20 protein-coding genes are annotated in these 24,271 nt (G+C 67.2%); 13 read left to right on the top strand and 7 right to left on the bottom strand.

The features are described 5' to 3' along the window. The first annotated feature begins 18 nt into the window (after nt 1-18). The 4 genes from ASE88_RS13305 (at nt 19) to ASE88_RS13290 (ending at nt 5,732) form a co-directional block, all read left to right on the top strand. Nucleotides 19-2,691, top strand: coding sequence for a glycoside hydrolase family 3 C-terminal domain-containing protein (locus ASE88_RS13305; protein ID WP_056478464.1), 2,673 nt, complete (start codon nt 19-21; stop codon nt 2,689-2,691). Between the two features lie 199 nt (nt 2,692-2,890). Then, nucleotides 2,891-4,033: a fumarylacetoacetate hydrolase family protein gene (locus ASE88_RS13300; protein ID WP_055878402.1), complete on the top strand. Its 1,143-nt coding sequence runs from the start codon at nt 2,891-2,893 to the stop codon at nt 4,031-4,033. Next, nucleotides 4,030-4,836 (top strand): SDR family NAD(P)-dependent oxidoreductase, encoded by an 807-nt coding sequence (locus ASE88_RS13295; RefSeq protein WP_056478462.1) that lies wholly within the window; start codon nt 4,030-4,032, stop codon nt 4,834-4,836. Before ASE88_RS13300 ends, ASE88_RS13295 begins: the two co-directional genes overlap by 4 nt. Beyond that, entirely contained in the window at nt 4,827-5,732 is a 906-nt protein-coding gene (locus ASE88_RS13290; protein WP_056478460.1) for an SMP-30/gluconolactonase/LRE family protein, read from the top strand. Before ASE88_RS13295 ends, ASE88_RS13290 begins: the two co-directional genes overlap by 10 nt. Before the next feature lie 203 nt (nt 5,733-5,935). Here ASE88_RS13290 and ASE88_RS13285 read toward each other — a convergent pair whose 3' ends face one another. From ASE88_RS13285 to ASE88_RS13275, 3 genes are all read right to left on the bottom strand, one after another. After that, complete coding sequence (locus ASE88_RS13285) at nt 5,936-7,378, bottom strand: sugar porter family MFS transporter (RefSeq protein ID WP_082466538.1); 1,443 nt, start codon at nt 7,376-7,378, stop codon at nt 5,936-5,938. Nucleotides 7,379-7,448: 70 nt separating this feature from the next. Continuing rightward, nucleotides 7,449-8,174, bottom strand: coding sequence for a dihydroxy-acid dehydratase (locus ASE88_RS13280; RefSeq protein WP_414893768.1), 726 nt, complete (start codon nt 8,172-8,174; stop codon nt 7,449-7,451). Nucleotides 8,175-8,308: 134 nt separating this feature from the next. Then, nucleotides 8,309-9,394, bottom strand: coding sequence for a LacI family DNA-binding transcriptional regulator (locus ASE88_RS13275; protein ID WP_056478458.1), 1,086 nt, complete (start codon nt 9,392-9,394; stop codon nt 8,309-8,311). A 236-nt stretch (nt 9,395-9,630) separates the two neighbouring features. Here ASE88_RS13275 and ASE88_RS13270 point away from each other — a divergent pair, with 236 nt between their 5' ends. The 3 genes from ASE88_RS13270 to xylA are packed head-to-tail and all read left to right on the top strand — an operon-like array spanning nt 9,631 to nt 13,540. Beyond that, nucleotides 9,631-10,779 carry a glycoside hydrolase family 43 protein gene (locus tag ASE88_RS13270; RefSeq protein ID WP_056478456.1) on the top strand — a complete coding sequence of 383 codons (1,149 nt, stop codon included), beginning with the start codon at nt 9,631-9,633 and terminating at the stop codon, nt 10,777-10,779. Then, nucleotides 10,779-12,224: a xylulokinase gene (gene xylB, locus ASE88_RS13265; RefSeq protein WP_056478454.1), complete on the top strand. Its 1,446-nt coding sequence runs from the start codon at nt 10,779-10,781 to the stop codon at nt 12,222-12,224. Before ASE88_RS13270 ends, xylB begins: the two co-directional genes overlap by 1 nt. 8 nt (nt 12,225-12,232) lie before the next feature. Further along, complete coding sequence (gene xylA, locus ASE88_RS13260; protein ID WP_056478452.1) at nt 12,233-13,540, top strand: xylose isomerase; 1,308 nt, start codon at nt 12,233-12,235, stop codon at nt 13,538-13,540. A 48-nt stretch (nt 13,541-13,588) separates the two neighbouring features. On the opposite strand, the gene ASE88_RS13255 is transcribed toward xylA, so the two are convergent. Genes ASE88_RS13255 through ASE88_RS19590 form a run of 3 tightly spaced genes read right to left on the bottom strand, consistent with a single transcriptional unit; the run spans nt 13,589 to nt 16,083 of the window. Continuing rightward, nucleotides 13,589-14,605 carry an endonuclease/exonuclease/phosphatase family protein gene (locus tag ASE88_RS13255; RefSeq protein WP_056478450.1) on the bottom strand — a complete coding sequence of 339 codons (1,017 nt, stop codon included), beginning with the start codon at nt 14,603-14,605 and terminating at the stop codon, nt 13,589-13,591. Nucleotides 14,606-14,644: 39 nt separating this feature from the next. Next, entirely contained in the window at nt 14,645-15,151 is a 507-nt protein-coding gene (locus ASE88_RS19595; RefSeq protein ID WP_056478448.1) for a DUF2141 domain-containing protein, read from the bottom strand. Further along, entirely contained in the window at nt 15,148-16,083 is a 936-nt protein-coding gene (locus ASE88_RS19590; protein WP_235527938.1) for a hypothetical protein, read from the bottom strand. The genes ASE88_RS19595 and ASE88_RS19590 overlap by 4 nt, the downstream gene beginning before the upstream one ends. Before the next feature lie 218 nt (nt 16,084-16,301). On the opposite strand from ASE88_RS19590, the gene ASE88_RS13240 reads away from it, so the two are divergent. From ASE88_RS13240 to ASE88_RS13210, 6 genes are all read left to right on the top strand, one after another. After that, nucleotides 16,302-17,135 carry a DUF2334 domain-containing protein gene (locus ASE88_RS13240; RefSeq protein ID WP_082466536.1) on the top strand — a complete coding sequence of 278 codons (834 nt, stop codon included), beginning with the start codon at nt 16,302-16,304 and terminating at the stop codon, nt 17,133-17,135. Continuing rightward, nucleotides 17,132-18,325 carry a glycosyltransferase gene (locus ASE88_RS13235; RefSeq protein ID WP_056478446.1) on the top strand — a complete coding sequence of 398 codons (1,194 nt, stop codon included), beginning with the start codon at nt 17,132-17,134 and terminating at the stop codon, nt 18,323-18,325. The genes ASE88_RS13240 and ASE88_RS13235 overlap by 4 nt, the downstream gene beginning before the upstream one ends. Next, a complete protein-coding gene (locus ASE88_RS13230; protein ID WP_056478444.1) occupies nt 18,322-18,558 on the top strand; it encodes a hypothetical protein in 237 nt (78 codons plus the stop codon). Before ASE88_RS13235 ends, ASE88_RS13230 begins: the two co-directional genes overlap by 4 nt. Nucleotides 18,559-18,667: 109 nt before the next feature. Continuing rightward, nucleotides 18,668-19,168, top strand: coding sequence for an RNA polymerase sigma factor (locus ASE88_RS13220; RefSeq protein ID WP_056478440.1), 501 nt, complete (start codon nt 18,668-18,670; stop codon nt 19,166-19,168). An 84-nt stretch (nt 19,169-19,252) separates the two neighbouring features. Beyond that, nucleotides 19,253-20,236 (top strand): FecR family protein, encoded by a 984-nt coding sequence (locus tag ASE88_RS13215; RefSeq protein WP_056478439.1) that lies wholly within the window; start codon nt 19,253-19,255, stop codon nt 20,234-20,236. Beyond that, nucleotides 20,133-22,484 (top strand): TonB-dependent receptor, encoded by a 2,352-nt coding sequence (locus ASE88_RS13210; protein ID WP_162233421.1) that lies wholly within the window; start codon nt 20,133-20,135, stop codon nt 22,482-22,484. The genes ASE88_RS13215 and ASE88_RS13210 overlap by 104 nt, the downstream gene beginning before the upstream one ends. A 20-nt stretch (nt 22,485-22,504) precedes the next feature. Here the strand turns inward: ASE88_RS13210 and ASE88_RS13205 are convergent, their stop codons facing one another. Continuing rightward, nucleotides 22,505-24,172, bottom strand: coding sequence for an inorganic phosphate transporter (locus ASE88_RS13205; protein WP_082466535.1), 1,668 nt, complete (start codon nt 24,170-24,172; stop codon nt 22,505-22,507). Nucleotides 24,173-24,271 lie beyond the last annotated feature (99 nt).

Below are 24,271 nucleotides of genomic sequence, written 5' to 3'. Positions count from 1 at the left end.
AGACGATGGAGAAACGCCATGCGTGCATATCCAATTTCTTGGCGCGGTGGCGTGGTTGTGGCAGCGACCCTGGCGGCGACCGGGCAGATTTGCGCGCAGGCTCCTGCCCCGGCGATCGCGTCGAATGCGGTCGACCCCGACGCGTATCGCGCCGCAGCGGCTTTGGTCGCGCGGCTAACGATCGACGAGAAGATCGCGCAGTTGCTCAATGTGGCCCCAGCGATTCCCCGCCTTGGCATTCCGGCCTATAACTGGTGGACCGAGTCGCTTCACGGCGCGCTCGGCCCTGTCCCAACCACCAATTTCCCCGAGCCAATCGGACTCGCCGCAAGCTTCGACGCGCCGTTGCTGAAGACCGTGGCCGGCGCGATCAGCACCGAGGTGCGGGCGCTCCACACGCTCGGTCGCGCCACGGGGCGTCTCGGCAAGATCGGCACCGGGCTCGACACCTGGTCCCCCAACATCAACCTCTTCCGCGATCCGCGTTGGGGGCGTGGCCAGGAAACCTATGGCGAGGACCCGTATCTGACCGCCACCCTCGGCGTGGCGTTTATCCAAGGCATGCAGGGGCCCAACCCGGCCTCGCCCGACGTAATCGCCACGCCTAAGCATTTTGCCGTGCATAGCGGTCCTGAATCGACGCGGCACAGCGCCAACGTGATCGTCTCGCTGCACGATCTCGAGGACAGCTATCTGCCCGCGTTCCGCGCCGCGATCGTCGATGGCAGGGCGGGCTCGATTATGTGCGCGTACAACCGCGTCAACGGCCAGCCAGCCTGTGGCAGTGCAATGCTGTTGAAGGACCATTTGCGCGGCGCATGGGGGTTCCGCGGCTATGTGGTGTCCGATTGCGATGCGGTCGTCGATATCTCCGAGCATCACAAATACGCACCGGACCCGGCGGCAGGTGTCGCAGTCGCGCTGAAGGCGGGCGTCGACAACGAGTGCAACGGCGCGACGCTGTCGGGAACGCCGGATCTCGGCGCGCGCTACCGGGAGGCACTGACCCGCGGACTGATCGTGCAGGCCGATATCGATCGCGCACTGATTCGCCTGTTTTCCGCCCGCTATCGCAACGGCGATCTCGTGCGCGGCATCGTGGCGCGCACGCCGACCCCCGTCACCCGGATCGAGACCGCGGCGCACCGCGCGCTGGCACAGCGCATGGCGGCGGAAAGTTTGGTGTTGCTCAAGAACGACGGCGTCCTGCCGCTAAAGCCGGGCGCGCGGATCGCGCTGATCGGTCCGCTCGCCGATGCGACGCGCGTGCTGCGCGGCAATTATTCGTCGCCGCAGAGCGCCCCGCCAATCTCGGTCGATGCGGGCTTGCGGCAGGTGATGGTGGCGGGAGGCCGGGTGACGCTGATCCCGTTCACGGCGTCGATCACCGATGGCGATCCGGTCCCCGACACGGCCTTCGTCACCCCCGACGGCAGACCGGGTCTGCGTACCGAATATTTCAACGCGCGCGCTGCGGCGGGCGGAGATCCGAACAAGGCGACCTATGCCACCACGGCGATCGCGACGCACATCGAGCGCAACGTTCGGTCCGGTGCCGCGCAACTGCGCACCGTCGGCGAGCGGCACAAGATCGTCTGGACGGGTGCGCTGGTCGCCCCCGAGACCGGCACATACCGGATCGCGCTGACCGGGGTGACGGGCGCGATCACGCTCGACAATAATCGCAGCATCGCCGCCAATACCGCATCGCGCTGGGCCGAACCGCTCCACCTGAGCGACGTGGACCTGGTCAAGGGCCAGCGGTATCCGCTGCGGCTCGAGGCGGAGTCGAGCGGATCGGGTCTTCCCGGCGTCGTCTGGAAACGCATCACCAGGACGCCCGAACGCGATCTGGCGGCCGGGATCGGCGACGCCGACGTGGTGATCGCGGTGGTGGGATTGACCTCCGATCTCGAAGGCGAGGAAATGCCCGTCAAGGTCGACGGATTCGCGGGCGGCGATCGCACGTCGCTATCGCTGCCCGCCGACCAGATCGCGCTCCTCGAACAGGCAAAGCGCACGGGCAAGCCGCTGATCGTCGTCGCCATGAACGGCAGCGCGATCGATCTGCGCTGGGCCAAGGCCCATGCTGCCGCGATCGTTGAGGCCTGGTATCCCGGACAGTCGGGCGGGCTCGCGGTCGCCGAGACGCTGATGGGCACAATCAATCCGGCCGGGCGGCTCCCCGTCACCTTCTACGGCGACGTCGCGGCGCTGCCCGCGTTCGACGATTACGCGATGACCGGCCGCACCTATCGCTATTACACGGGGGCGCCGGTCTTTCCGTTCGGTCACGGGCTCAGCTACACATCGTTCGACTACGCCCCGTTGCGCCTGACGCCCGCAGCCATCAGTGCCGAGTATGGGCTGCGCGCCACGACCACGGTCCGCAATACCGGCAGGCGCGCGGGCGACGAGGTGGTCCAGTTATATCTGAACTTTCCCGATACGCCTGGCGTGCCCCGGATCGCCTTACGCGGGTATCGCCGGATCACCCTCGCGCCGGGCGAAAGCAAGGCGGTGACATTCGCCCTGTCGCCGCGCGACCTGAGCAGCGTGACGCCCGACGGCGTGCGCCAGGTCGTGGCTGGGCAATACCGGGTGAGTGTCGGCGCGGGCCAGCCCGGAACCGGCGTCCCCACCCGCTCGGCTAATTTCACCACCGCATCGACGATCGCGCTGCCGCGATGACGCTGCTTGCCCCACATCGGTTACTGGCTTGCAAAGCCGGGAGGGACATCGCTAATGATACCGCTACCGCGTATGGGCCGCGGAGTTGGGGTTCGGGCGGCGCAGGTCGCGCGACCGTCGCCCGCTATGCACAGGTCGATCATTATCCCGATCCCATCCCTCCCCCAATGACCGATACAGACTCGCCGGAGACGTTGCCGTGACATTCGCTTTCGATACCCTCGACGCCCTTGGACCCGATTGGCGTGAGGGGCGCTGGATCGGTCGGATCGACCGCGGCGAAGGCCCTACCCCCGTGATCATTGCCGACGGCATCGTGTTCGACATGAGCAGGGTCGCGCCGACGGTGGCCGAACTCGTCGCGCGCGACCTGCTGGACGCCGATGCGGGCGAAGCGATCGGCGACCTTGATACGCTTGGATTGTCGGTCGAGGACCTGCCACGACTGCTCAGCCCGATCGACGTTCAGTGCGTCAAGGCAGCGGGCGTCACCTTCGCGGTGTCCGCGCTGGAGCGCGTTATCGAGGAGCAGGCGCGTGGCGACGCCGGTGCCGCAGCCGCGGTCCGTGGCCGACTTGAGGAGCGGATCGGCGGCGGGCTCGCACGCGTCGTGCCCGGCACGCCCGAAGCGGCGGCTTTGAAGACCGCGCTGATCGAGGAGGGGCTCTGGTCGCAATATCTCGAGGTGGCGATCGGCCCCGATGCGGAGATCTTCACCAAGGCGCCATCGCTGTCGACGGTCGGCTGGGGGGCGCAAATCGGTGTGCGATCGGACTCGACCTGGAACAATCCCGAGCCCGAAATCGTGCTGCTGGTCGCCCCCGATGGCCGCGCGGTCGGCGCGACGATCGGCAACGACGTCAATCTGCGCGATTTCGAGGGGCGCTCGGCACTGCTGCTCGGCAAGGCGAAGGACAATAACGCGTCCTGCTCACTCGGCGCGTTTGTCCGGCTGTTTGACGAACGCTTCACGATCGATCACGTCCGCGCCGCCGAAGTCGCGCTGCGGATCGAAGGGACCGATGGCTATGTGCTCGATGGCGCGAGTTCGATGAGCCAGATCAGCCGCGACCCTGAGGAGCTGGTGCGTCAGGCGCTAAGCGAGCATCAATATCCTGATGGCTTCGTGCTGTTCCTCGGCACGTTGTTCGCGCCGACCAAGGATCGTGACGATGCCGGTCGCGGCTTCACGCACAAGCCTGGCGACACCGTTTCGATCGCCACGCCGGGGCTCGGCCGGTTGGTCAATACCGTTACCACCTCGAAAGCCGCACCGCCCTGGGAATTCGGGCTGGTCGCACTGATGCGCAACCTGGCCGCACGCGGGCTGTTGTCGGCATGATCTATCCGGAGAACGACGTGCTGCAGAAAACCGCCGGCCGCCACGAAGGCGCCGTCTATCCCTCGCTCCGCAACAAGCGCGTGATCGTCACCGGCGGCGGATCGGGCATCGGCGCGGGCCTTGTCGAGGCGTTCGTCGCGCAGGGCGCAAAGGTCGCATTCGTCGACGTCGCACGCGCCGACAGCCTCGCTTTGGTCGAACGGCTGAGCGGAGGTGCGGATCATGCGCCGAGCTTTCATCCGCTCGATCTGACCGATCTCGACGCGCTGAAGGCTAGGTTCACCGCGATGATCGACCAGCTTGATGGCGTCGACATCCTGCTCAACAATGCCGCCAATGACGATCGCCACACCGTGGATGAGGTCACCGCGGACTATTGGGACCAGCGGATGAATGTGAACCTGCGCCACGTGTTCTTCGCAGCACAGGCGGTGGTGCCGTCGATGAAGGCTGCGGGTGGGGGTGCGATCGTCAATTTCGGGTCGATCAGCTGGCATCTCGCGCTCAAGGAACTGATCCTCTACCAGACGGCGAAGGCCGCGATCGAGGGGATGACGCGCAGCCTCGCGCGCGATCTAGGCCGCGACAATATCCGCGTCAACGCGATCGTGCCGGGCAATGTCCAGACCCCCCGCCAGGAAAAATGGTACACCCCCGAGGGCGAAGCGGAGATCGTCGAGGCGCAATGCCTGGACGGTCGCATCCAGCCGTCCGATATAGCCGCGATGGCGCTGTTTCTTGCGTCGGACGATGCGCGTATGTGCACCGGACACAATTATTGGGTGGATGCAGGATGGCGGTAAACGGCGAGGTCGACAGTGGCGTGGAACGCGTCCTGGGTGTCGGTGCGGTGCTCGGCGAAGGGCCAGTGTGGCTCGACGATGCGCTGTGGTTCGTCGATATCAAACAGCATCATGTTCACCGCTTCGATCCCGCGACCGGCGATCACCGTACGTGGACCGCACCGGCGCAGGTCGGCTGGGTCCAGCCGATGGCGGATGGCGGTATGCTCGCGGGGCTGCAGACCGGGCTTTATCGGTTCGATCCGGCCGATGGCAGCTTCGCGCATTTGCACGTCGTCGAGCCAGACGCGCCCGGCAACCGTCTGAACGATTCGACCGTCGATGGGGCGGGACGGCTATGGTTCGGATCGATGGACGATGGCGAGAGCGCGACAACGGGCCTCATCTATCGCGCGGATGCGGCCGGCGTTGCGCCGGTGGTCGACGGGATCGCCATCACCAACGGCCCCGCGGTGTCGCCCGACGGAACGACGCTGTATCATTGCGACACGCTGGCCGGCACGATCCACGCCTGCACGATCGGCGAGGACGGCAGCCTGGCCGACACACGCATCTTCGCGGCGGTCGACGTCGCGACGCAGGGCTATCCCGACGGACCGATCGTCGATGCCGAGGGGTATGTCTGGGTGTCCTTCTATGGCGGCTGGTGCGTGCGGCGCTATGCACCCGATGGCGAACAGGTCGCCGAGATCCGCCTGCCCGTCTCCAACGTCACCAAGATCGCGATTGGCGGCCCCGATGGCCGTACCGCCTATGCGACGACGGCCGCCAAGGGGCTGTCGGAGGAACACCGCGCGCTCCAGCCTTATGCAGGCGACGTGTTCGCGTTCGATGCGGGAGTGGCCGGCCAGCCGGCGCACCGGATCGCGACGATAGCGGGCCGCCGTATCGCCTGACCGGCGCGGCGCCGTCGAACACAAAAAGGGCACCGCGGATCGATCCGCGGTGCCCTTTTTCGTTTGGCTCTATGTGATCCCCCCCGCCAGGGGGGAGCTGGCACCGAAGGTGACGGAGGGGGCGGACACCGCACGGCGGTTGTCCTTCCCCCCTCCGTCTGGCAAACGCCAGCCCCCTCCCCCTTGCGACGGAGGGGCGACGATCAGCCGGTCATGTCCTCGAGTTCGCGACCGCGCGTTTCGTTGACCAGCGCCTTCACGAAGAAAAACGAGATCGCGGCGAAGACCGCGTAGCCGGCATAGGTCACCGCCAGGCCCGGCGACACCGCAAGCGCGGGGAAGCTGACCGAGATCGCGGCGTTGGCGATCCACTGCGCGAAGCCCGACACCGCCAGACCCGATCCGCGGATCTGGTTCGGGAACATCTCGCCGAGCATCACCCACATCACCGGGCCCCAGCTCGCGTTGAAGAAGATGACGTACAGATTGGCCGCGACCAGCGCGATCATGCCGTTATGGCCGGGCAGCGACACCGCGCCGTCCGCCCCCGTCACCGCGGTCGAGAACGCATAGGCGACCACCGCCAGCGTGACGGCCATGCCCGCCGAGCCGACCAGCAGCAGCGGCTTGCGACCGATCCGGTCGACGGTCGCGATCGTGAACAGGCAGGCCGCAATCGACAGGACGCCCGACAGGATGTTGATCTGCAGCGCATTGTCTTCGGTGAAGCCGACCGCTTCCCACAGCACGGCGCCGTAATAGAAGACGACGTTGATGCCGACGAGCTGCTGGAACACGGCGAGGCCGATGCCGGCCCACAGGATCGGCCGGATCTTGCCCGTGGTCTTGTCGACCAGGTCGCTGAGCTTGGGCTTGTGATGATCGGCGGCGAGCGAATTGCGGATCTCGACGACCTTGCGGTCCGCCTCGGCAGTGCCGAACAGCCGCGTGAGCACGACATGCGCCTCGGCTTCGCGGCCCTTGGCGACCAGGAAGCGCGGGCTTTCCGGGATCACGAGCAGCGCGAGGAAATAGATCGCGGCCGGGATCGCCTGCAGCCAGAACATCCATCGCCAGGCGGGATAGCCGAGCCAGAAATCGGCAGTCGAGCCGCCGGCATAGCGCGCGAGCGCGAAGTTGGCGACGAACGCACCGGTCAGGCCGGAGATGATCATGACCTGCTGGACGCTCGACAGGCGGCCGCGGATCGAGGCCGGCGTGACCTCCGAGATATAGACCGGCGAGATGACGCTGGCCGCGCCGACGCCCAGGCCGCCGATGATGCGCGCGAAGATGAAAATCCCCGATCCGGTCGCAGCCCCGGCCAGCAACGCGCTGAACAGGAACAGGCCAGCGGCGAGCATCATGACGTTGCGCCGGCCGATCGCGTCGGCCAACCGTCCGGCGCCGAACGCACCGACCGCCGAGCCGACGAGGATCGCGCCGACGTTGACGCCGATCCCGAGCCGACCGAGACCAAAGGCGGCTTCGAGACCCTTTTGCGTGCCGTTGATGACACCCGAATCATAGCCGAACATGAACCCGCCGATCGTCGCCACTGCGACGATCGCGGCGATGAAGCCATGGTTTACCGCGGCGTTCCCCTGTAATCCCGCTCCCGGATCTCCACTGTGCATGTTCGCCATGTTATTCCTCTCCTGTGCGCCGACCGTTGCGGCCTGGTGTCGTCTGTCTTGGTTTTGGTATTCGAAGCGGTCAGTGATTATGCCGCGGGGTGCGCGCCGCGATGCCGCGGTATTTGACCGCGAAGTCGAGCACCGCGCCATCGGCGAGCTGCCCGGTCTTTTCCCGGTACAGCTCCTCCCACGGCGTATTGCTCGGCGGTATCGGCGGCGCCGGTTCGCCGCGCCGCCGCGCGATCTCGTCCGCGTCGACCAGCGCGTCGCACCGCCCCGCCTTGAGGTCGATGCGGATGATGTCGCCGGTCCGCAGCCAGGACAGGCCGCCGCCGACCGCGCTCTCCGGGCTGGCGTTCAGGATCGACGGGCTGTCCGACGTGCCCGACTGGCGCCCGTCGCCAAGCGTCGGCAGGGTCATGATGCCGCGCTGGATCAGATGATCCGGCGGCTGCATGTTGACGACCTCGGCCGAGCCGGGCCAGCCGATCGGCCCCGCCCCGCGGATCACGAGCATGCAATCCTCGTCGATGTCGAGTGCCGGATCATTGATCCGGTGATGATAATCGTCCGCCCCTTCGAACACGATCGCGCTCGATTCGAACACGTCCTCGGCGCCGGCGCGCTCCAGATAGCGCGCGCGGAACGCCGGCGAGATCACGCTGGTCTTCACGATCGCGACGTCGAACAATTTGCCCGTGAGCACGAGGAAGCCCGCCTGTTCATTGAGCGGCGTGTCGTAGGCGCGCGCGGGGTCCGCGAACCAGTCCCGCGATCGGAAGGGCCGAACCGGTTGCCGTTGCACGCAAAACTCTCCCGTTGGCCCATCGCCGATCCGTCGACGTACAGTATTTCTGGTATCGCTACCATCTTCGGTGCCGACGTCAAGCGCGCTGCGCCATCGTCGAGCATCAGTTTATCGTGCTTTGCGGGCGCGGATCACGCTTGGTCCGCGCGCGGCCGCCGCCGCGGTGCGGCGTCCGACTGGCGACGGATCAGCGTGTAGTCGAGCAATCGGTGGCGATCGGCGATTGCGATTCCGGCCGGGCGACGGATGGCGCCGACGAGCATCTCGACCGCGATTCGCGCCATGTCCGCAATCGGCTGGTAGACCGTCGTCAGTTCGGGCCAGATCGCGGTCGACATGATGGTGTCGTCGAACCCGCACACGGTGAGGTCGCCCGGCACGTCGAGCCCGCGGCGATGCGCGACCGCGACGGTGGCGGCGGCCATGTCGTCGTTGGACGAGAAAATGGCGGTCGGCGGCTCGGGGAGCGAGAGCAGCGCCTCGGCGGCGTCGAGCCCCGATCGGTAGGTGTAGAGCCCGGGCTGGATCAGCGTCTCGTCGACCGCGATCCCCGCTTCCTGCAACGCCGCGCCATAGCCTTCGAGGCGACGCGCGCTGGCCGACAAATTAGGATTGCCGGTGATGAAGCCGATCCGGCGATGGCCGAGTGCCATGATGTGGCGCGTCATCGTCAGCGCCGCCTCGCGATCGTCGATCCGGACGGCCAGGACATCGTCAGACGGCCGCCCGCTGGCGACCGACACCGTCGGAATCCGCGCCTCGGTGAGCAGGTCGAGGATCGCCTCGGCCTCGCACAAGGGCGGCGGCAGGACGATACCGTCGATCCCGCCCGCGATCAGATGCCGAGTGACCTCGAGCTCATGCTCGCCGAGGTCGCATTTCTCGACGATGATCTGGACATCGCTGCGCGCCGCCTGATCGAGACTGCCGAGGAGGAATTCGCTGAGAAAGCCCGCGCTCGGATTGCTGTAGAGCAGGCCGATCCGCGTCTGCCCTGCCCCGGCCAGGCTGCGCGCGGCGGGGTTGGGCGCATAGTTCAGCGCGGTGATCGCGGCGTTCACCGCGTCGCGCGTGACCGGACGGACGTTGCTTTCGCCGTTGATGACACGCGACACCGTCATCGGCGAGACGCCGGCGCGTCGCGCGACGTCGCTGATCGTGGGTGCGCCGCCCGCGCGACGCGACGGCCTGATCGCCGGAGGGGAAGTGGTTTCCATCGGGCGTAGCGTTAGCGCAACCGCTCGTCGCAGGAAATGGCCGTCGACGTTCGACCGTCCTCGAACTGCGGCGTCCGGGGTGGCCGGTGCATAGGTACGGCGGCGACGGGCGACGGCGCGCCCCTCAAAGTCCGCTTGCCCGACCTGAGCGGCCTGTTATGGTAGCGCTATTTCCGTGACAAGGCGGAGGGCAGATCTCGCAGAGGATCGCTCACATTAGGAAGGATCGAACGGTCATGCAGATTCGTCTACCCGCTCTCGTCATGGGCCTGCCGCTGATACTCGGCGGCAGCGTTGCATTGGCACAGACCGCCGCGCCCACCGCCCCGTCGGCCTCCAAAACTGCGTCGGGCACCGCCAAGAGCGACCCGCGCAGCCCCGACGGCAAACGCTATCTGTCGCAACCGCTGGTCAGCAGCATTTACTCCGCCGATCCCTCCGCGCACGTGTTCAACGGCAAGATCTACGTCTATCCCAGCCATGACATCGATGCGGGCATCGGCGACGACGATCTCGGCAATCAATATGCGATGCGCGACTACCGCGTCCTGAGCATGGACCGCATCGGCGGCCCGGTGACGGTGCACGGCGTCGCGCTCGACGTGAAGCAGGTACCCTGGGCGTCGAAGCAGATGTGGGCACCCGATGCTGCCTACAAGAACGGCACGTATTTCCTGTACTTCCCGGTCCGCGACAAGGCGCTCGACAAGAACGGCCTCGGCACGTTCCGGATCGGCGTCGCGACGTCGAAAAGCCCGACCGGACCGTTCAAGGCTGATCCAAAGCCGATCGCGGGCAGCTTCTCGATGGATCCGGCGGTGTTCACCGACGCGACCGGCGCCAGCTACATGTATTTCGGCGGTATCTGGGGCGGCCAGCTCCAGCGCTGGAAGGACGGCAAGTTCGACGCCAACGGCTCGGACACCGACCTCGGCAAGGACGACCAGCCCGCGCTGTCGGGCAAGATCGCCAAGCTCAACCCCGACATGAAGAGCTTCGCCGAGACGCCGCGCGACGTCCAGATCCTCGACGAGGCCGGCAAGCCGGTGCTGGGCGGCGACCATGAACGCCGCTTCTTCGAGGCGTCCTGGGTCTTCAAGCGCGGCGGCACATATTACTACACCTACTCGACCGGCGACACGCACTTCCTAAACTATGCGACCGGCGACAACCCCTATGGTCCGTTCACCTATAAGGGCCATATCCTGAAGCCGGTGCAGGGCTGGACGAGCCACCATTCGATCATCGAATGGAACAAGAAATGGTGGCTGTTCTATGCGGACACGCAGCTGAGCAACAAGAACCACCTCCGCAACGTCAAGGTGACCGAGCTGAAGTTCGCACCCGACGGCTCGATCCCGACCATCGATCCGTTCGTCAACTGATGTTCCTCGGAATCGATATCGGCACCTCGGGTGTCAAGGCCGTGGTGCTCGACACGCATGGCAGCGTGGTGGGCCAGGGCACGGCCGCGCTGACCGTGCAGCGGCCGCACCCGCTCTGGTCCGAACAAGATCCCGACGCATGGTGGCAGGCGACCACCGCCGCGGTGCAGGCGATCGACCCGAGTGTCCGCCGTTCGGTGCGGGGTGTCGGGCTCGCCGGCCAGATGCACGGCGCCACGCTGCTCGACGCCGACGACCGTCCGCTGCGCCCGGCAATCCTGTGGAACGACGGCCGCAGCTTCGCGCAATGCGCGGCGCTAGAGCGTGCCGTTCCCGACCTCCGCGCGATTGCGGGTAACATCGCGATGCCCGGCTTCACCGCGCCGAAGTTGCTGTGGGTGCGCGAGCATGAACCGGACGTCTTCGCGAAGATCGCCACCGTGCTGCTGCCCAAGGATTATGTCCGGCTGCTGATGACCGGCGACAAGGCCTCGGACCTGTCCGACAGCGCGGGCACGCTGTGGCTCGACGTCGATGGCCGCTGCTGGAGCGACGCGCTGCTCGGCGCGTGCGGACTGACGCAGGCGCAGATGCCCCGGCTGTACGAGGGCACGCAGATCACCGGCACGCTGACCGCCGCGGTCGCCGAGCTCTGGGGGATGCGGCAGGTGCCGGTCGCGGCAGGCGGCGGCGACAATGCAGCCGGCGCGGTCGGCGTCGGCGTGGTCGCGGACGGCGACGCGCTGCTGTCGCTCGGGACGTCGGGGGTGATCTTCGTCGCGACCAGCGACTTCCGCCCCAACCCCGATCGCGCGGTCCACGCTTTCTGCCATGCGTTGCCGGGGATGTGGCACCAGATGTCGGTGCACCTGTCGGCCGCGTCGTGCATCGACTGGGTCGCGCGGATCACCGGTGCCGCCGGCGCCGCCGACCTGTTCGCACGCGCCGAGGCCGCCGGCCCCGCGTGTGGCCCCGAGCTCTTCCTCCCCTATCTGTCGGGCGAGCGCACGCCGCACAACGACCCCGAAGTTCGCGGCGCGTTCCTGCGTCTCGACAACGACACCGATGCCGGCCGCCTGTCGCAGGCGGTGCTCGAAGGCGTCGCGTTCGCGCTCGCCGACGGTCTCGATGTCCTGCGCGAGGCGGGCACCGTCGTCGAGCGGCTCGCGGTCATCGGCGGTGGCGCACGCTCGCGCTATTGGGGCGAGGTGATCGCCGCGGCGATGGAGGTCGAACTCGTCTACCTCGAGGGCGGCGAAGTCGGCCCCGCGCTGGGCGCGGCACGGCTTGCCCAGCTCGGCGTCGACGGCGGCGACCCCGCCGACATCTGCGTCGCGCCCCCCGTCTCGCACAGCATCGTCCCCGACCCTGCCCTCGTCTCCGCGCTCGCCGAGAAAAAGGCCGCGTTCCGCCACGCCTATTCCCGCATCACGCCAAAATCGTAGGAATCCCGATGTCCGACTTCTTCGCCGATATTCCCCAGATCAAATATGAGGGCCCCGACAGCACCAACGAGCTGGCCTATCGCTTCTACGACAAGGACAAGATGGTCCTTGGCAAGCGGATGGAGGATCATCTCCGGTTCGCCGCGTGTTTCTGGCATACCTTCTGCTGGCCCGGCTCCGACGTGTTCGGCGGCGGCACGTTCGATCGGCCCTGGCATCGCGGTGCCAATGACAGCGCCGCCGCGGCGATGAAGCGCGAGGTCGCGTTCGACTTCTTCAAGACGCTCGACGTGCCCTATTACTGCTTCCACGACGTCGACGTGATGGCCGATGCCGCCAACATCACCGAGCACCGCAAATTCTTCGCCGAAGCGGTCGACCATCTCGAACAGCTCCAGACCAGCTCGGGTCGCAAGCTCCTCTGGGGCACCGCCAACCTGTTCAGCCATCCGCGCTTTGCGGCAGGCGGCGCGACCAATCCCGATCCGGAAGTGTTCGCGTTCGGCGCGATGCAGGTGCGCGACGCGCTCGAGGCGACGCACCGGCTGGGCGGCCAGAACTATGTGCTGTGGGGCGGTCGCGAAGGCTATGAGACGCTGCTCAACACCGACATGAAGCGCGAGCTCGACAATTTCGGCCGCTTCCTGAGCCTGGTCGTCGAGCACAAGCACAAGATCGGCTTCACCGGCACGATCCTGATCGAGCCCAAGCCGTTCGAGCCGACCAAGCACCAGTACGATTTCGACACCGCGACGGTGTACGGTTTCCTCAAGCGCTACGGCCTGGAGAACGAGGTCAAGGTGAACATCGAGGCGAACCATGCGACGCTGGCCAGCCACACCTTCGAGCACGAGATCGCGATCGCGGCGGCGCTGGGGATCTTCGGGTCGATCGATGCCAATCGCGGCGATCCGCAGAATGGCTGGGACACGGATCAATTCCCCAACTCGGTCGAGGAACTGACGCTCGCCAATCTCGAGATCATCCGCGCCGGCGGGTTCACGACCGGCGGCTTCAACTTCGACGCCAAGGTGCGGCGCCAGAGCATGGACCCGGCCGACCTGTTCTACGGCCATGTCGGCGCGATCGACGTCGTCGCGAAGGGCCTGCTGAACGCGGCCAAGCTGATCGAGGACGGCCGGATCGATGCGATCAAGGCCAAGCGCTATGCAGGCTGGGACGGCGAGTTCGGCGGCGCGATCGGCGGGCTGGACCTTGCCGGGATCGCCGACCTGGCGGTCGAGCGCGGCATCGATCCGAAGCCGGTTTCGGGGCAGCAGGAGCGGATCGAAAACCTGATCAACCGCGTGCTGTAACCCGGCGTCGGCTGTCCTCCCCCGGCGGGGGAGGATTGCAGCGCCACACTATCGGCTGGCGGTATCTACCACTGCCGATTGCGGGGCAGCGCGCCGTTCGATCCGATATTGCGCGACGATGCCGATGTGATCCGACAGCATCGAACCATCGGCGCGGCGGCCGAACGGTGCGGCCAGCGCGATGGGCGTGATCGCGATCGTTGGCGAGGCGCGATACATCAGCCAGTCCTTCGCCCGGCCGAGCGATTCTGCCATCGCCAGCGGTTGGGCGACCGGACAGGCCGGTGCGGTGCTGCACGTGACGGCGGCGGCCTGAAGCAGGTCGCTCCCGCCGAACATCCGCAGATCGAAATGCGCACGCCGGGCCAGGTCGCGACCGACGTTGAAATCGCCCGCGACGAGCACCGGCCGATCACCCGCGCCCAGGGCGGCGATGAAGTTCGAAAGCAGATCGAGCTGCCGGCGATAGGCATAGATTGCCCGCGTATTTGCGGCGCCCGATGCGCCGTTCGAATTGAGATGCGTGTCGATTACCAGGATCGGTGTGGCGATCCCGGGCACCGCGATCAGCGCCGCCAGCGCGCCTTTGTTGGCGAGGCAGTCATATCCGGCGCACACCGGGTACGCCATGCGTCGCACCGCAACGATCGGATAGTCGGAGAAGATCGCCAAGCCGCTGTCGACATGCTTGCCGAGCCGCTCGCCGACCAGCCTGCTGCCATCCGCGACGAACCCGCCATCACCCGGCGCGCGGGCGCCATCCGCATCCTCGGCCGGGCCGAACGCGACATAGCGATATCCCGCAGTCCGGCCGATCGCCTTGGCCTCGGGGACGAACGCCTCCTGGACCGCGACGATGCCGGGCTGGACATGCCGGTCGCGCATGATCTTCAACTGGTCGCCAATCGCCTGCAACGCGGACGAGCGGTCCTCGACGATCGGCCAGGGCAGGCCGTGCACGTTATACGTCATCAGCGTGACGGCGCGTGCGGCGGGGGTGGCGGCAGGCGAGACGGTCGCCAGCATCGTTGCGGCCACGACAAGCGTCGTGAGATACCGAAGCATGATATCGTCCTATGCGAAGCAGGTTGGGAAAAAGCGCGGCTACCGCTTGATCGGGGCGAACGAGAACAGCCCGCTGCGATAGTTCATCACGACATGCGTCGTCGTCACGCCGTCATGGACGACGACCGTCGCCTGATTGGCGTGCGGCTTCGAATGCCCCAGCCTCGGGTTGCTCGCAAAACCGATGCCGTCGTGCAGCAGGCTGAAACCGTGACCGCCGTCGCGCGCATGGACGACGCTCAGCGCATAGGCGCCCGGCGCAGGAACGCGCAGGCACAGCGACACGATTCCCGCCGCCGGCACGGTCACAACTGCGCGCCGGAACACCTTGCCCTGCCCGATCAGCACATTGTCGTCGGCAAGGAAATCGCCGTCCTTCGCCGGATAGAGTTCGGCGCGGAGCCCGCCGACACGGTCCTTCAGTCCGTCCACGTCGACGATCAACGCCGGCCCCTGCTCGTGCGGACGGCAGCGCGCTTCGGCGGTACCGAGCGCCGGGGTCGAGGGCGGCGTCACCGCGAGGGTCAACAGGGCAAGCAGGATCACGTGGTACGCTCCATGGTCACGAGTTCGACGGCGGTTAGCACGGCGCCGAGCAGCAGATGAGTGATGAGCCAGAGCCCGGCGATCATCGTCAGCACCGCGGTCACGTCCGAGGTCCGCCCGACGGTGAACGCCACCAGCCCGGCGAACACGATGTCCTTGTTGGGCAACAGCGGCAGGCGCGACACCAGCAGGCGCAGGGTGGCCAACGCCAGCCACCAGGCGAGCGGCGCGGCGGGCATCACCACTGCCCACAGCACCGCGGCGAACAGCGTGGTTGCGACGATCCGGACGACGTGAATGACCGCGATCCGGCGCAGTTCGTGCCGCGGCAAAGTCAGCAGCGTCTTGCGGAGAACGAGCGTGACGAGCGACGGGATCGCCATGCTGGCCGCCGATAGCGTCATCACCTTGGCATCCGTGCCCAGATGCAGCGCGCCGAGCGTCGGCCAGCTGACCAGCGCGAGCGCGAGCGTCCAGACATTGGCGACCACCGCCGACAGGATCGCGACGTCCTTGATCGCGCCGAACGGCGTCCCGACCATCGTCGCGTGCTTGCGGGCCCAGCCATAGAAATACAGTTCGCCCGAATAGCCAAGGACGATCTCGTTGCTGATCCGCTTGCGCAGCAGCGCCAGGATCCCGATCGGCGGCAACTGCCACAACCGGCGATAGATCACCCATTCGCTGAACGGCGTGACCAGATAGCCGAGCGCGAAGATCGTCCAGAACAGCGGCGAGCGCGGCACTATGCGCAGCATCTCGCGAACGTCGATCCCGCGCAGTTGCCACAAGGCGGCGATCAGGATCGCGGCGGACAGCACGGGTGCGAGCCAGCGGCCGAGGACATTCTTGCGCACGATCGTCGGCGTCAGCGGCGGCAGATGTACGCGCGCCAGCGGCGGCAGTCCCAGCGGTATCGGCCTGTCGCTCATGCGGCTCTCCTTCGAACGATACGGGGTCCGGGACATCTTGCCGATCGCACGTCGGCGGGATGGGAGACGGGCAGGCAAACCGTGATCATGGCCGAACGACGCCGCCGTTTGCGGCTGGCCCCAGCCGCTGCTGTCGCTGCGGTGAAATAAATTTTTGGCAAGGAGGGGGCAGGACTGCGGACGCGGATCCGCCGTGCCGTCCCGTCGACAGTGTTGCCATGACGAACGAGAGCGAGAATATCGTGCAGACCGACAGTGCCGATCGGGCGTCGTTACGGGCGCCCCCTGCCGACAGGCGATTGATCGTATCGATCCACGACGTGTCGCCCACATTCGCGTTGCCGATCGCTATGCTTGCCGAGCGGATCGCGACGATCCTGGGCGGGCCACGGTTCGCGATGCTCGTGGTGCCCGATCACTGGGGCAGCGCGCGGATCGATCAGTCCCCCGCGTTCGTCCGGCGGCTGCGCGACTGGGCGGATGCGGGCGTCGAGATGTTTCTTCACGGCTGGTACCATCGCGACACGAGTGCGCATCGCATCGGTGCCAGCGCGTTGAAGGCACGCTACATGACCGCTGGCGAAGGCGAGTTTCTCGGGCTCGACGCGGGCGAGGCGGAACGCCGCATGCGCGCCGGTCGCGATATGGTCGAACAGGCCATCGGCCGCCCCGTCGCCGGATTCATCGCCCCCGCCTGGCTCTATGGTCCGGGCGCGCATGCCGCGCTGAAAGCCTGCGACTTCGCGCTGGCCGAGGATCATGTCAGGGTCTGGCAGCCGCGGACCGGCGCGATCGTTGCGCGCGGTCCGGTCGTGACCTGGGCCAGCCGCTCGCCCGCGCGCACCGCCAGTTCGCTCGCTGTCGCCGCCGCCGCACGCATGTTGCCCGACTGGATGCCGACGATGCGCGTCGCGGTGCATCCCGGCGACATAACCAAGCAGTCGCTGCTGACCAGCATTGACCGCACGCTTCGCACGCTCGCCGAACGCCGTACCGTGTCGCGCTATGCCGAACTGGTCTCCGAGCAGGTCCCGTTGGCGGTGGCAGCATGAAGATCGTCGACGTCTGCGCGTTCTACACGCCGACTGGCGGCGGGGTGCGGACCTATATCGATCGCAAGCTGGTCGCGCTCGCCGACCGCGGTCACGAGATCGTCGTGATCGCGCCGGGCGAAGAGGATCGCGAGGAACGGCGCGGGCCCAATGCGCGCGTACGCTGGCTGCGCTCGCCACGCTTTCCGCTCGACCGGTCCTACCGCTATTTCGCCGATCGCGACGCGCTCCACGCCATGCTCGACGAAGAGGATGCGGATGTCGTCGAGGTGTCGTCGCCGTGGCGCAGTGCGTCGATGGTCGCGGACTGGCGGACGCGGTCGGGATCGCGCGCGCGGCTCTCGCTGATCGCGCATGCCGACCCATTGTCCGCTTATGCCTATCGCTGGTTCGGCAACGTCGCGTCTACGCACGCGATCGATCGTGCGTTCGACTGGTACTGGCGCCATCTGCGGCGGCTCGACGCGCAGTTCGATCATATCGTCAGCGCGAGCGAAAGCCTGACGCAGCGGCTGCGCGAGGGCGGTCTGCGGAAAGTGACGACCGATCCGATGGGCGTCGAGCCGGGTCAGTTCTCGCCACGACTGCGCGATCCCGCGCTGCGCCGCGAGATGCTCGCGCTGTGCGGACTTGGCGAGGATGCGCTGCTGTTGATCGGCGTCGGGCGCCATGCACCCGAGAAACGCTGGGACATGGTCGCGCAGGCCGCAGCGATCGCCGGCACGCAGGCGCCGGTCGGGTTGCTGATCATCGGCGGTGGCTCTCGCCAGCGGCGCGTGATCGAGGCGATCGGCGACAATCCACATGTCCGCCTGCTCGAGCCGGTCCGCGATCGCGGCGCGGTGGCGCGGCTGATGGCCAGCGCCGACGCGCTGATCCATGGTTGCGAGGCGGAGACATTCTGCTTCGTTGCCGCCGAGGCGATCGCGTCGGGTTTGACGCTGATCGCACCCGACCGGGGCGGCGCGGCCGATCTCGCCTGCGCAAACGATGGCGCGCGGTATCGCTCGGGGGATGCGCAGGACGCGGCCGAGGCGATCCTCGCCGTGGCTCGCACGATCACGGCCTCCGTGCAGCGCCGCCGCCCGGTCCGAACGATGGACGATCATTTCGACGCGCTGCTCGCGCTCTACGGCGCCGCACCCGCGATCGATCACACCCGACGGTATCAGCAAGGAACGGGACGATGACCGCGATCGCGCCACAGCTCTTCATCGCAGACGAAACGCCGCGCTTCGTCACACCAATCGTGCGCGCGACGCGGAGCGAGCAGGACGCTTTGCTCGACCTACCGCAGACGGTGGCGGCGTCGCCATGGCATGCGCCGCTCTTCTACCTTTCGTTCGTGGCGGGCGCGGTGCTGCTCGTCGCAATCGCGATCGTCCTGACCTGGCGAATGGTCACCGGGTTGCGCCAAGCCTGACCGGCGCCGACATTTCGGGGGCGACTTCCGATCGGTCAACGGGCAAGACCCGCATGATGACGTTCGGAGCCATGCAGTAGCCGACACGGACCCTCTTCGGCCCGCCGGTCTGTCGGCGGTCCTTGCGGCGCATCGCCTGCAGCTCATCCGGTTCTTCACCGGGCGGACGGGCAGCGTCGCGGACGCCGAAGACGTCGTGCAGGAGATCTGGCTGCACATCGCCGAACCTATCGCGGGTCCGATTGCCAATCCGGTCGCGTATCTTCACCGGATCGGTATGAACATCGTCCTCGACCGCGTCCGCGCGAACGGCCGGCGGGTGCGGCGCGACAGCGGCTATGTCGATGCGACGACGACCATCATGGGCGGTGCCGAGGCGGTCGACGACGCACCGTCCGCGTTCGATGCAGTCGCCGGACGCCAGCGGATCGCGCAACTCGCCGCCGCGCTCGCCGGTCCGCCCGAAGGCGCGATGCGCGTGTTTCGCCGCCACAAGATCGACGGCCTGTCGCACGCCGAGGTCGCCGCCGAGTTCGGCATCAGCCGTAGCGCGGTCGAAAAGCATGTCGCGGTCGCGCTGCGCCATCTCAGAAAGGCGCTGAATGATTGAGTTTAGCGCCGGACTGCGGTGGGCTGCCCGTGGTGGCGTCTATCAGGCGAGCGGGCGGCATCCGCTCGGAACGAGGGTGCCGTGATGGATGCAACGACCCAGGATCCGATTGACGCGGCGGCCGCCTGGCACGCGCGGATCGATGCGCCCGACATGGACTGGGCGCGCTTCGGCGACTGGCTCGCCGCCGATCCGTCGCACCGCGCTGCCTACGACTCGGTCGCGCTACTCGATGCAGAGATCGGCGCGGCGGCCCCGGCGATCGCCGCTGTGCTCCCGGCAAACGACGACCGCCTCGCCGACCGACCTCCTGTCGCGCGTTCGTCCCGCTGGCGCTGGATGGCGGGCGGTACCGGCGGTGCCCTCGCTGCGGGTCTGGCATTGCTCTTCGTCATGTCGCCCGTCGCGAATACCGGGGATCGCGCCGTGCAGCTTTATGCCACCAACGCCGGTGACACGCGCGCAATCACGCTGGCCGATGGCAGTGCGATGCGGCTCGATCGCGGCTCGCGCGTGTCGGTGTCGGGCGGCACGACCCCATTGATCGAGATCGCGGACGGCGCGGCCAGCTTCTCCGTGCGTCACGATCCATCGCGCACGGTGATCGTTCGCGCCGGCGGCTATGACATCCAGGACATCGGCACGCGCTTTGCCGTCGTCAATGCGCAGGGACGAATTTCGGTAGCGGTCGCCGAGGGCAGCGTCCGTGTTTCGCCGCATGTCGACGACGGCAGCCCGCCGACCACCTTGACCGCGGGCCAGCGGATCGACATCGACCCCGCCGTCGGGATCGCCGAGCGTCGCAATATCTCACCGGCCTCGGTGGCGGACTGGAGCGACGGCCGCCTCGATTATGACGGCGCGCCGTTGACGCTGGTTGTCGCCGACATATCGCGGTATGCCCGCGCCCCGCTGGTGGTCGATCCGTCCGCCGCTGGACTGGTTTTTTCCGGGGTTTTGACGATTGGCGACGGCTCGCGGCTTCTCGATCAGCTTCGTGCGGTACTGCCGCTGCGCCTGCGTCGCGCTGACGGCGTCGTCCATATCGAGCGCATCGGTTCACGCTGAGCCCCCGCGCAGCAACCCCGCGCGCATCGTCCTTCCCGCCGGATCGCTGCGGATCGCGCTCGACGCGCTCGCCCGCCAGACCGGCATCTCGATCGGCATGGCCGGCGCACTACCCGATACGCCGCCCCGGAAGACAACGCGCGCCAGCAATGTTGCGCAGGCGCTGAAGCGATTGCTCGCGGGAACGCATCTGCGCGCGGTCCAAATCGATGTAGCAACCTGGCGGATCGAACCGCTGCCCCGTCGGCCGGACTCCCCGCATGCCGTCGCACCGCCGATCATCGAAGGTGGCGATATCATCGTCACCGCCAGCAAGCGCGACGAACGGCTATCGGACCTGCCCGCGTCGATCAGCATCCTCGGCGGCCCGTCGCTCGACCGGCTCGCCGGCAAGCGTGGCCTGGTCGATCTGCTCGCGACCACCGACGGCGCGTTTTCGACCAATCTCGGCCCCGGCCGTGATCGCGTGTTCCTGCGCGGTGTCGCCGACAGCGCATTCAATGGCACCAGCCAGTCGCTCGTCAGCCTGTATCTGGACGACGCGCGGATAGGCTATTCCTCGCCCGATCCCGATCTGCGGATGGTCGACATCGACCGCGTCGAGATTCTTCGCGGACCGCAGGGTACGCTGTACGGCACCGGCGCGCTTGGCGGCGTGATCCGCATCGTCACCGCCGCGCCCGAGCTCGACGACGTTTCCGGCAGCGTCGCGGGCGAAGCGACCGGCATCAACAACGGCGCGTTCGGGGGCGCGCTCGACGCGACGCTCAACCTGCCGATCGTCACCGGGACGCTCGCCCTACGCGCGTCGGGCTGGACCGAGACGATGCCCGGTTGGATCGATGACACCGGCCGAGACAAGAGCGATGTCAACCGAACCACCCGCCGTGGCGGTCGCGCCGCACTGCGCTGGGCGATCAGCAATGGCTGGAGCGCGACCGCGAGCGCTGTCGCGCAGTCTATAGAGGCGCGCGACAGCCAGTACGCGACCAAGGGGCTCGCGCGCGCGACCGCTCTTGCCGAACCGCAGGACAATGACTTCGTGTCGGGCTCGCTCGATGTACACGGCCCGATCGGCAGCCTCGACGCGCAGTCGACCACCTCGATCGTCTCGCATGAATTCGGCAGCACCTACGATGCCAGCATTCTGGCGGGGGCACTCGGGACGGCCGCGCCCGTTGCCTATGTCGAGGATCGGGCGATCCGGCTCCTGACTCAGGAGGTCCGGCTCAGCGACCCGATGGCGCGCCACCCCTGGATCGTCGGCGCGTCGATCCTGCATGCGACCACGCGCCTCAAAGGCCGCTTCGAAACGGATGCGACCCGCGCAATCGCACGCGACGACAAGGAAGCGGTGTTCGAGGCGGCGATGTTCGCGGAGGGCACGCAGCGACTGTCGTCCGCGCTCGACCTGAAGATCGGCCTGCGAGGCTTCGTGACGGTGAACGACATCGAGCAGCAGGGCCCCGACGAGCAGAGCACCACCAAGCTGGGCATCACCCCGAGCGGTACGCTCAGCTGGCATCGTGACGATGCCGGGATGGTCTGGCTGCGTTATGCCAGCGCCATTCGCCCGGCTGGTGTCACGCGCGCGACGATCAGCAACGAACGGCGCATCCCCGGCGACGAATTGCAGAGCATCGAACTCGGCTGGCGTATTCGCGGGCTGGACGATCGGCTGAGTCTCAGCGGGGCGATCTTTGGATCTGTCTGGGAGCATCTTCGCAGCGACGTGGTCGGCTCGGATGGGTTGTTCGGAACGGTCGATGCGGGGGACGCGACGAACTACGGCGTCGAGTTTGGCGGGCGGTTCGACGCAGAGCCCTATATGATCGACTTCGGTACCACGATCCAACGTGCGCGGCTCACCTCGCCTGCGACCGAGCGTACTGAGCAGGTCGATCGCCGCTTGCCGGTCGTCCCCGATTATTCGGCGCGGCTGAGTGTCACGCGGCGGTTCGCGCTGAACGCGATACCCACGCGCGGGTATGTGACGGTGCGTTATATCGGCCAGACTCGACTGAGCTTCGATCCGCTGCTCGATCGTCCCGCGGGCGATTACGCGACTCTCGGCGCGGGCGCGACCCTCGACGATGGTGCGCGCCACTGGTCGGTCACGGTCGACAATCTGCTCGACGGACGCGGCAACAGCTTCGGCTTCGGCAACCCCTTTACGCTGGCGACCACCACGCAGACCGTCCCGATCCGTCCGCGCTCGATCACGCTCAGGCTGGCGATCGGGCTCTGATCAACGCCGTAAAGCGGGGATTAATATCCCAGCGCATGCGCCAGCGTCAGCAGCAGCCAGTACAGCCCGCCCGACAGGAGCATCGCCACCGGCAGCGTCATTACCCAGGCCAGCGCCATGTTCATGACCGTCCGGCGCTGCAGCCCGGCGCCGTTGGCGACGCTCGCGCCCGCGACGCCCGACGACAGGATGTGCGTGGTGGACACCGGCATCCCGAAATTCACCGCCAGCAGGATCGTCGACGCAGCGACCAGTTCGGCCGAGGCGCCCATCCCGTAGGTCAGGTGCGTCTTGCCGATCCGCTCGCCCACCGTGACGACGATCCGCTTCCACCCGACCATCGTCCCCAGCCCCAGCGCCAGCGCGACGGTCACCTTCACCCAGGTCGGGATATAGCGCGTGCCCTGTTCAAGCCCGCTATTGTAGCTCTTGAGCGTCGTGATCTCCTGCGCGGTGAAGCGGCTCTGCGCGGACGTGTCGGCGGCGATCAGCTTGGTCGTATCGAGCACGAGGTACATGTCGTTGCGCAGGTTCGGCGTCGCCGCGGCGGGCACTTTGCCCAGCGACCCATAGCCCGCGATCCGGCTCGACACGTCGTCCGACAGAGTGGCCAACGCGCCATAGATGACCGGATCCGAGACGTGCTTGGTCTTCAGCGCCTGCGTGACCTGCGCGCGCGCCGCACCGACGCTGGCCGGCGCGCCATTGGCATGCGCGCGGTAGGCGGCGGAGGCGGCCTGCGCGGTCTGCACGAACGCGGGAGTCGCGCTCTCGGGCATCGTCCGGTTGAGCGCATAAGCGGTCGGCGCGCAGCCGATCAGGATGAGCATGATCAGCCCCATCCCCTTCTGCCCGTCATTGCTGCCATGCGCGAAGCTGACCGCGGTGCACGTGCCGATCAGCAGCGCGCGGATGCCGCGCGGCGGCGGCGTCTGGCCCTCGGGCGCCTCGTACAGCGCCTTGTCGCGCAGGAACCGCTTCATCACGAGCAGCAGCAGAAGCGCGCCGACAAAGCCGACGATTGGGCTGAACGCGAGCGCGGACAGCACTTTCCAGACCTGCGCCATGTCGACGCCCGACGTCCCGTCGGCGCCGCCGCGGATGAGCTGGTTGGCGAGGCCGACGCCGAGGATCGAGCCGATCAGCGCATGGCTCGACGAATTGGGCAAGCCGACCGCCCAGGTCGCCAGGTTCCAGACGATCGCCGCGAGCAGCAGCGCGAAGATCATCGCGAACCCGCCGACGCTGCCGACGTTGAGGATCAGGTCGACCGGCAACAAAGTGACGATCGAATATGCGACCGCACCCGACGACAGCATCACGCCGAGGAAGTTGAAGAACCCCGACCACACCACCGCAAGCGGCGCGGGCATCGAATGCGTGTAGATGACGGTCGCCACCGCGTTGGCGGTATCGTGGAAGCCGTTCACGAACTCGAACCCAAGCGCGATCAACAGCGCGAGCGCGAGAAACGCGAACGCGCCGCCCGCGAGGCTCTCGCCGACCTGCGCGGTGTCGAACGCGATGCTGAACCCGGCATAGGCAAGCCCGCCGATCAGCACCGCGAGAAAGATCCACCGCCCCGCCGGATGCAGCGCGTAATCGAGCTTGGGACCGGTACGCGGCGCCGCGTCGCTGGCGCTCGAATCAGCCGTCAGCGCGTCGCGTGCAAATGTGGATGTAACCATGGAGTCGCAGTCGGCCCTTACGATGACAATCTTATGACAGATGTAGATCAAGCGACGATTAGGCCTGATTTGGGACGCCCCCATAACGATCCTTCCCCG

The sequence above is a fragment of the Sphingomonas sp. Leaf38 genome (assembly GCF_001421825.1).
In the GTDB taxonomy this organism is placed as follows: Bacteria; Pseudomonadota; Alphaproteobacteria; order Sphingomonadales; family Sphingomonadaceae; genus Sphingomonas.
The sequence above is the reverse complement of the archived record's forward strand: the minus strand, read 5'-3'. Positions and strand labels throughout refer to the sequence as shown.

Coding starts and splice junctions, on each gene's coding strand:
- ASE88_RS13295 (WP_056478462.1), top strand. CDS start 4,030: ATGATCTATCCGGAGAACGACGTGCTGCAGAAAACCGCCGGCCGCCAC.
- ASE88_RS19590 (WP_235527938.1), bottom strand. CDS start 16,083: ATGAGCGACAGGCCGATACCGCTGGGACTGCCGCCGCTGGCGCGCGTA.
- ASE88_RS13235 (WP_056478446.1), top strand. CDS start 17,132: ATGAAGATCGTCGACGTCTGCGCGTTCTACACGCCGACTGGCGGCGGG.
- ASE88_RS13275 (WP_056478458.1), bottom strand. CDS start 9,394: ATGGAAACCACTTCCCCTCCGGCGATCAGGCCGTCGCGTCGCGCGGGC.
- ASE88_RS13215 (WP_056478439.1), top strand. CDS start 19,253: ATGGATGCAACGACCCAGGATCCGATTGACGCGGCGGCCGCCTGGCAC.
- ASE88_RS13205 (WP_082466535.1), bottom strand. CDS start 24,172: ATGGTTACATCCACATTTGCACGCGACGCGCTGACGGCTGATTCGAGC.
- xylA (WP_056478452.1), top strand. CDS start 12,233: ATGTCCGACTTCTTCGCCGATATTCCCCAGATCAAATATGAGGGCCCC.
- xylB (WP_056478454.1), top strand. CDS start 10,779: ATGTTCCTCGGAATCGATATCGGCACCTCGGGTGTCAAGGCCGTGGTG.
- ASE88_RS13240 (WP_082466536.1), top strand. CDS start 16,302: ATGACGAACGAGAGCGAGAATATCGTGCAGACCGACAGTGCCGATCGG.
- ASE88_RS13230 (WP_056478444.1), top strand. CDS start 18,322: ATGACCGCGATCGCGCCACAGCTCTTCATCGCAGACGAAACGCCGCGC.
- ASE88_RS13305 (WP_056478464.1), top strand. CDS start 19: ATGCGTGCATATCCAATTTCTTGGCGCGGTGGCGTGGTTGTGGCAGCG.
- ASE88_RS13255 (WP_056478450.1), bottom strand. CDS start 14,605: ATGCTTCGGTATCTCACGACGCTTGTCGTGGCCGCAACGATGCTGGCG.
- ASE88_RS13270 (WP_056478456.1), top strand. CDS start 9,631: ATGCAGATTCGTCTACCCGCTCTCGTCATGGGCCTGCCGCTGATACTC.
- ASE88_RS13285 (WP_082466538.1), bottom strand. CDS start 7,378: ATGGCGAACATGCACAGTGGAGATCCGGGAGCGGGATTACAGGGGAAC.
- ASE88_RS13290 (WP_056478460.1), top strand. CDS start 4,827: ATGGCGGTAAACGGCGAGGTCGACAGTGGCGTGGAACGCGTCCTGGGT.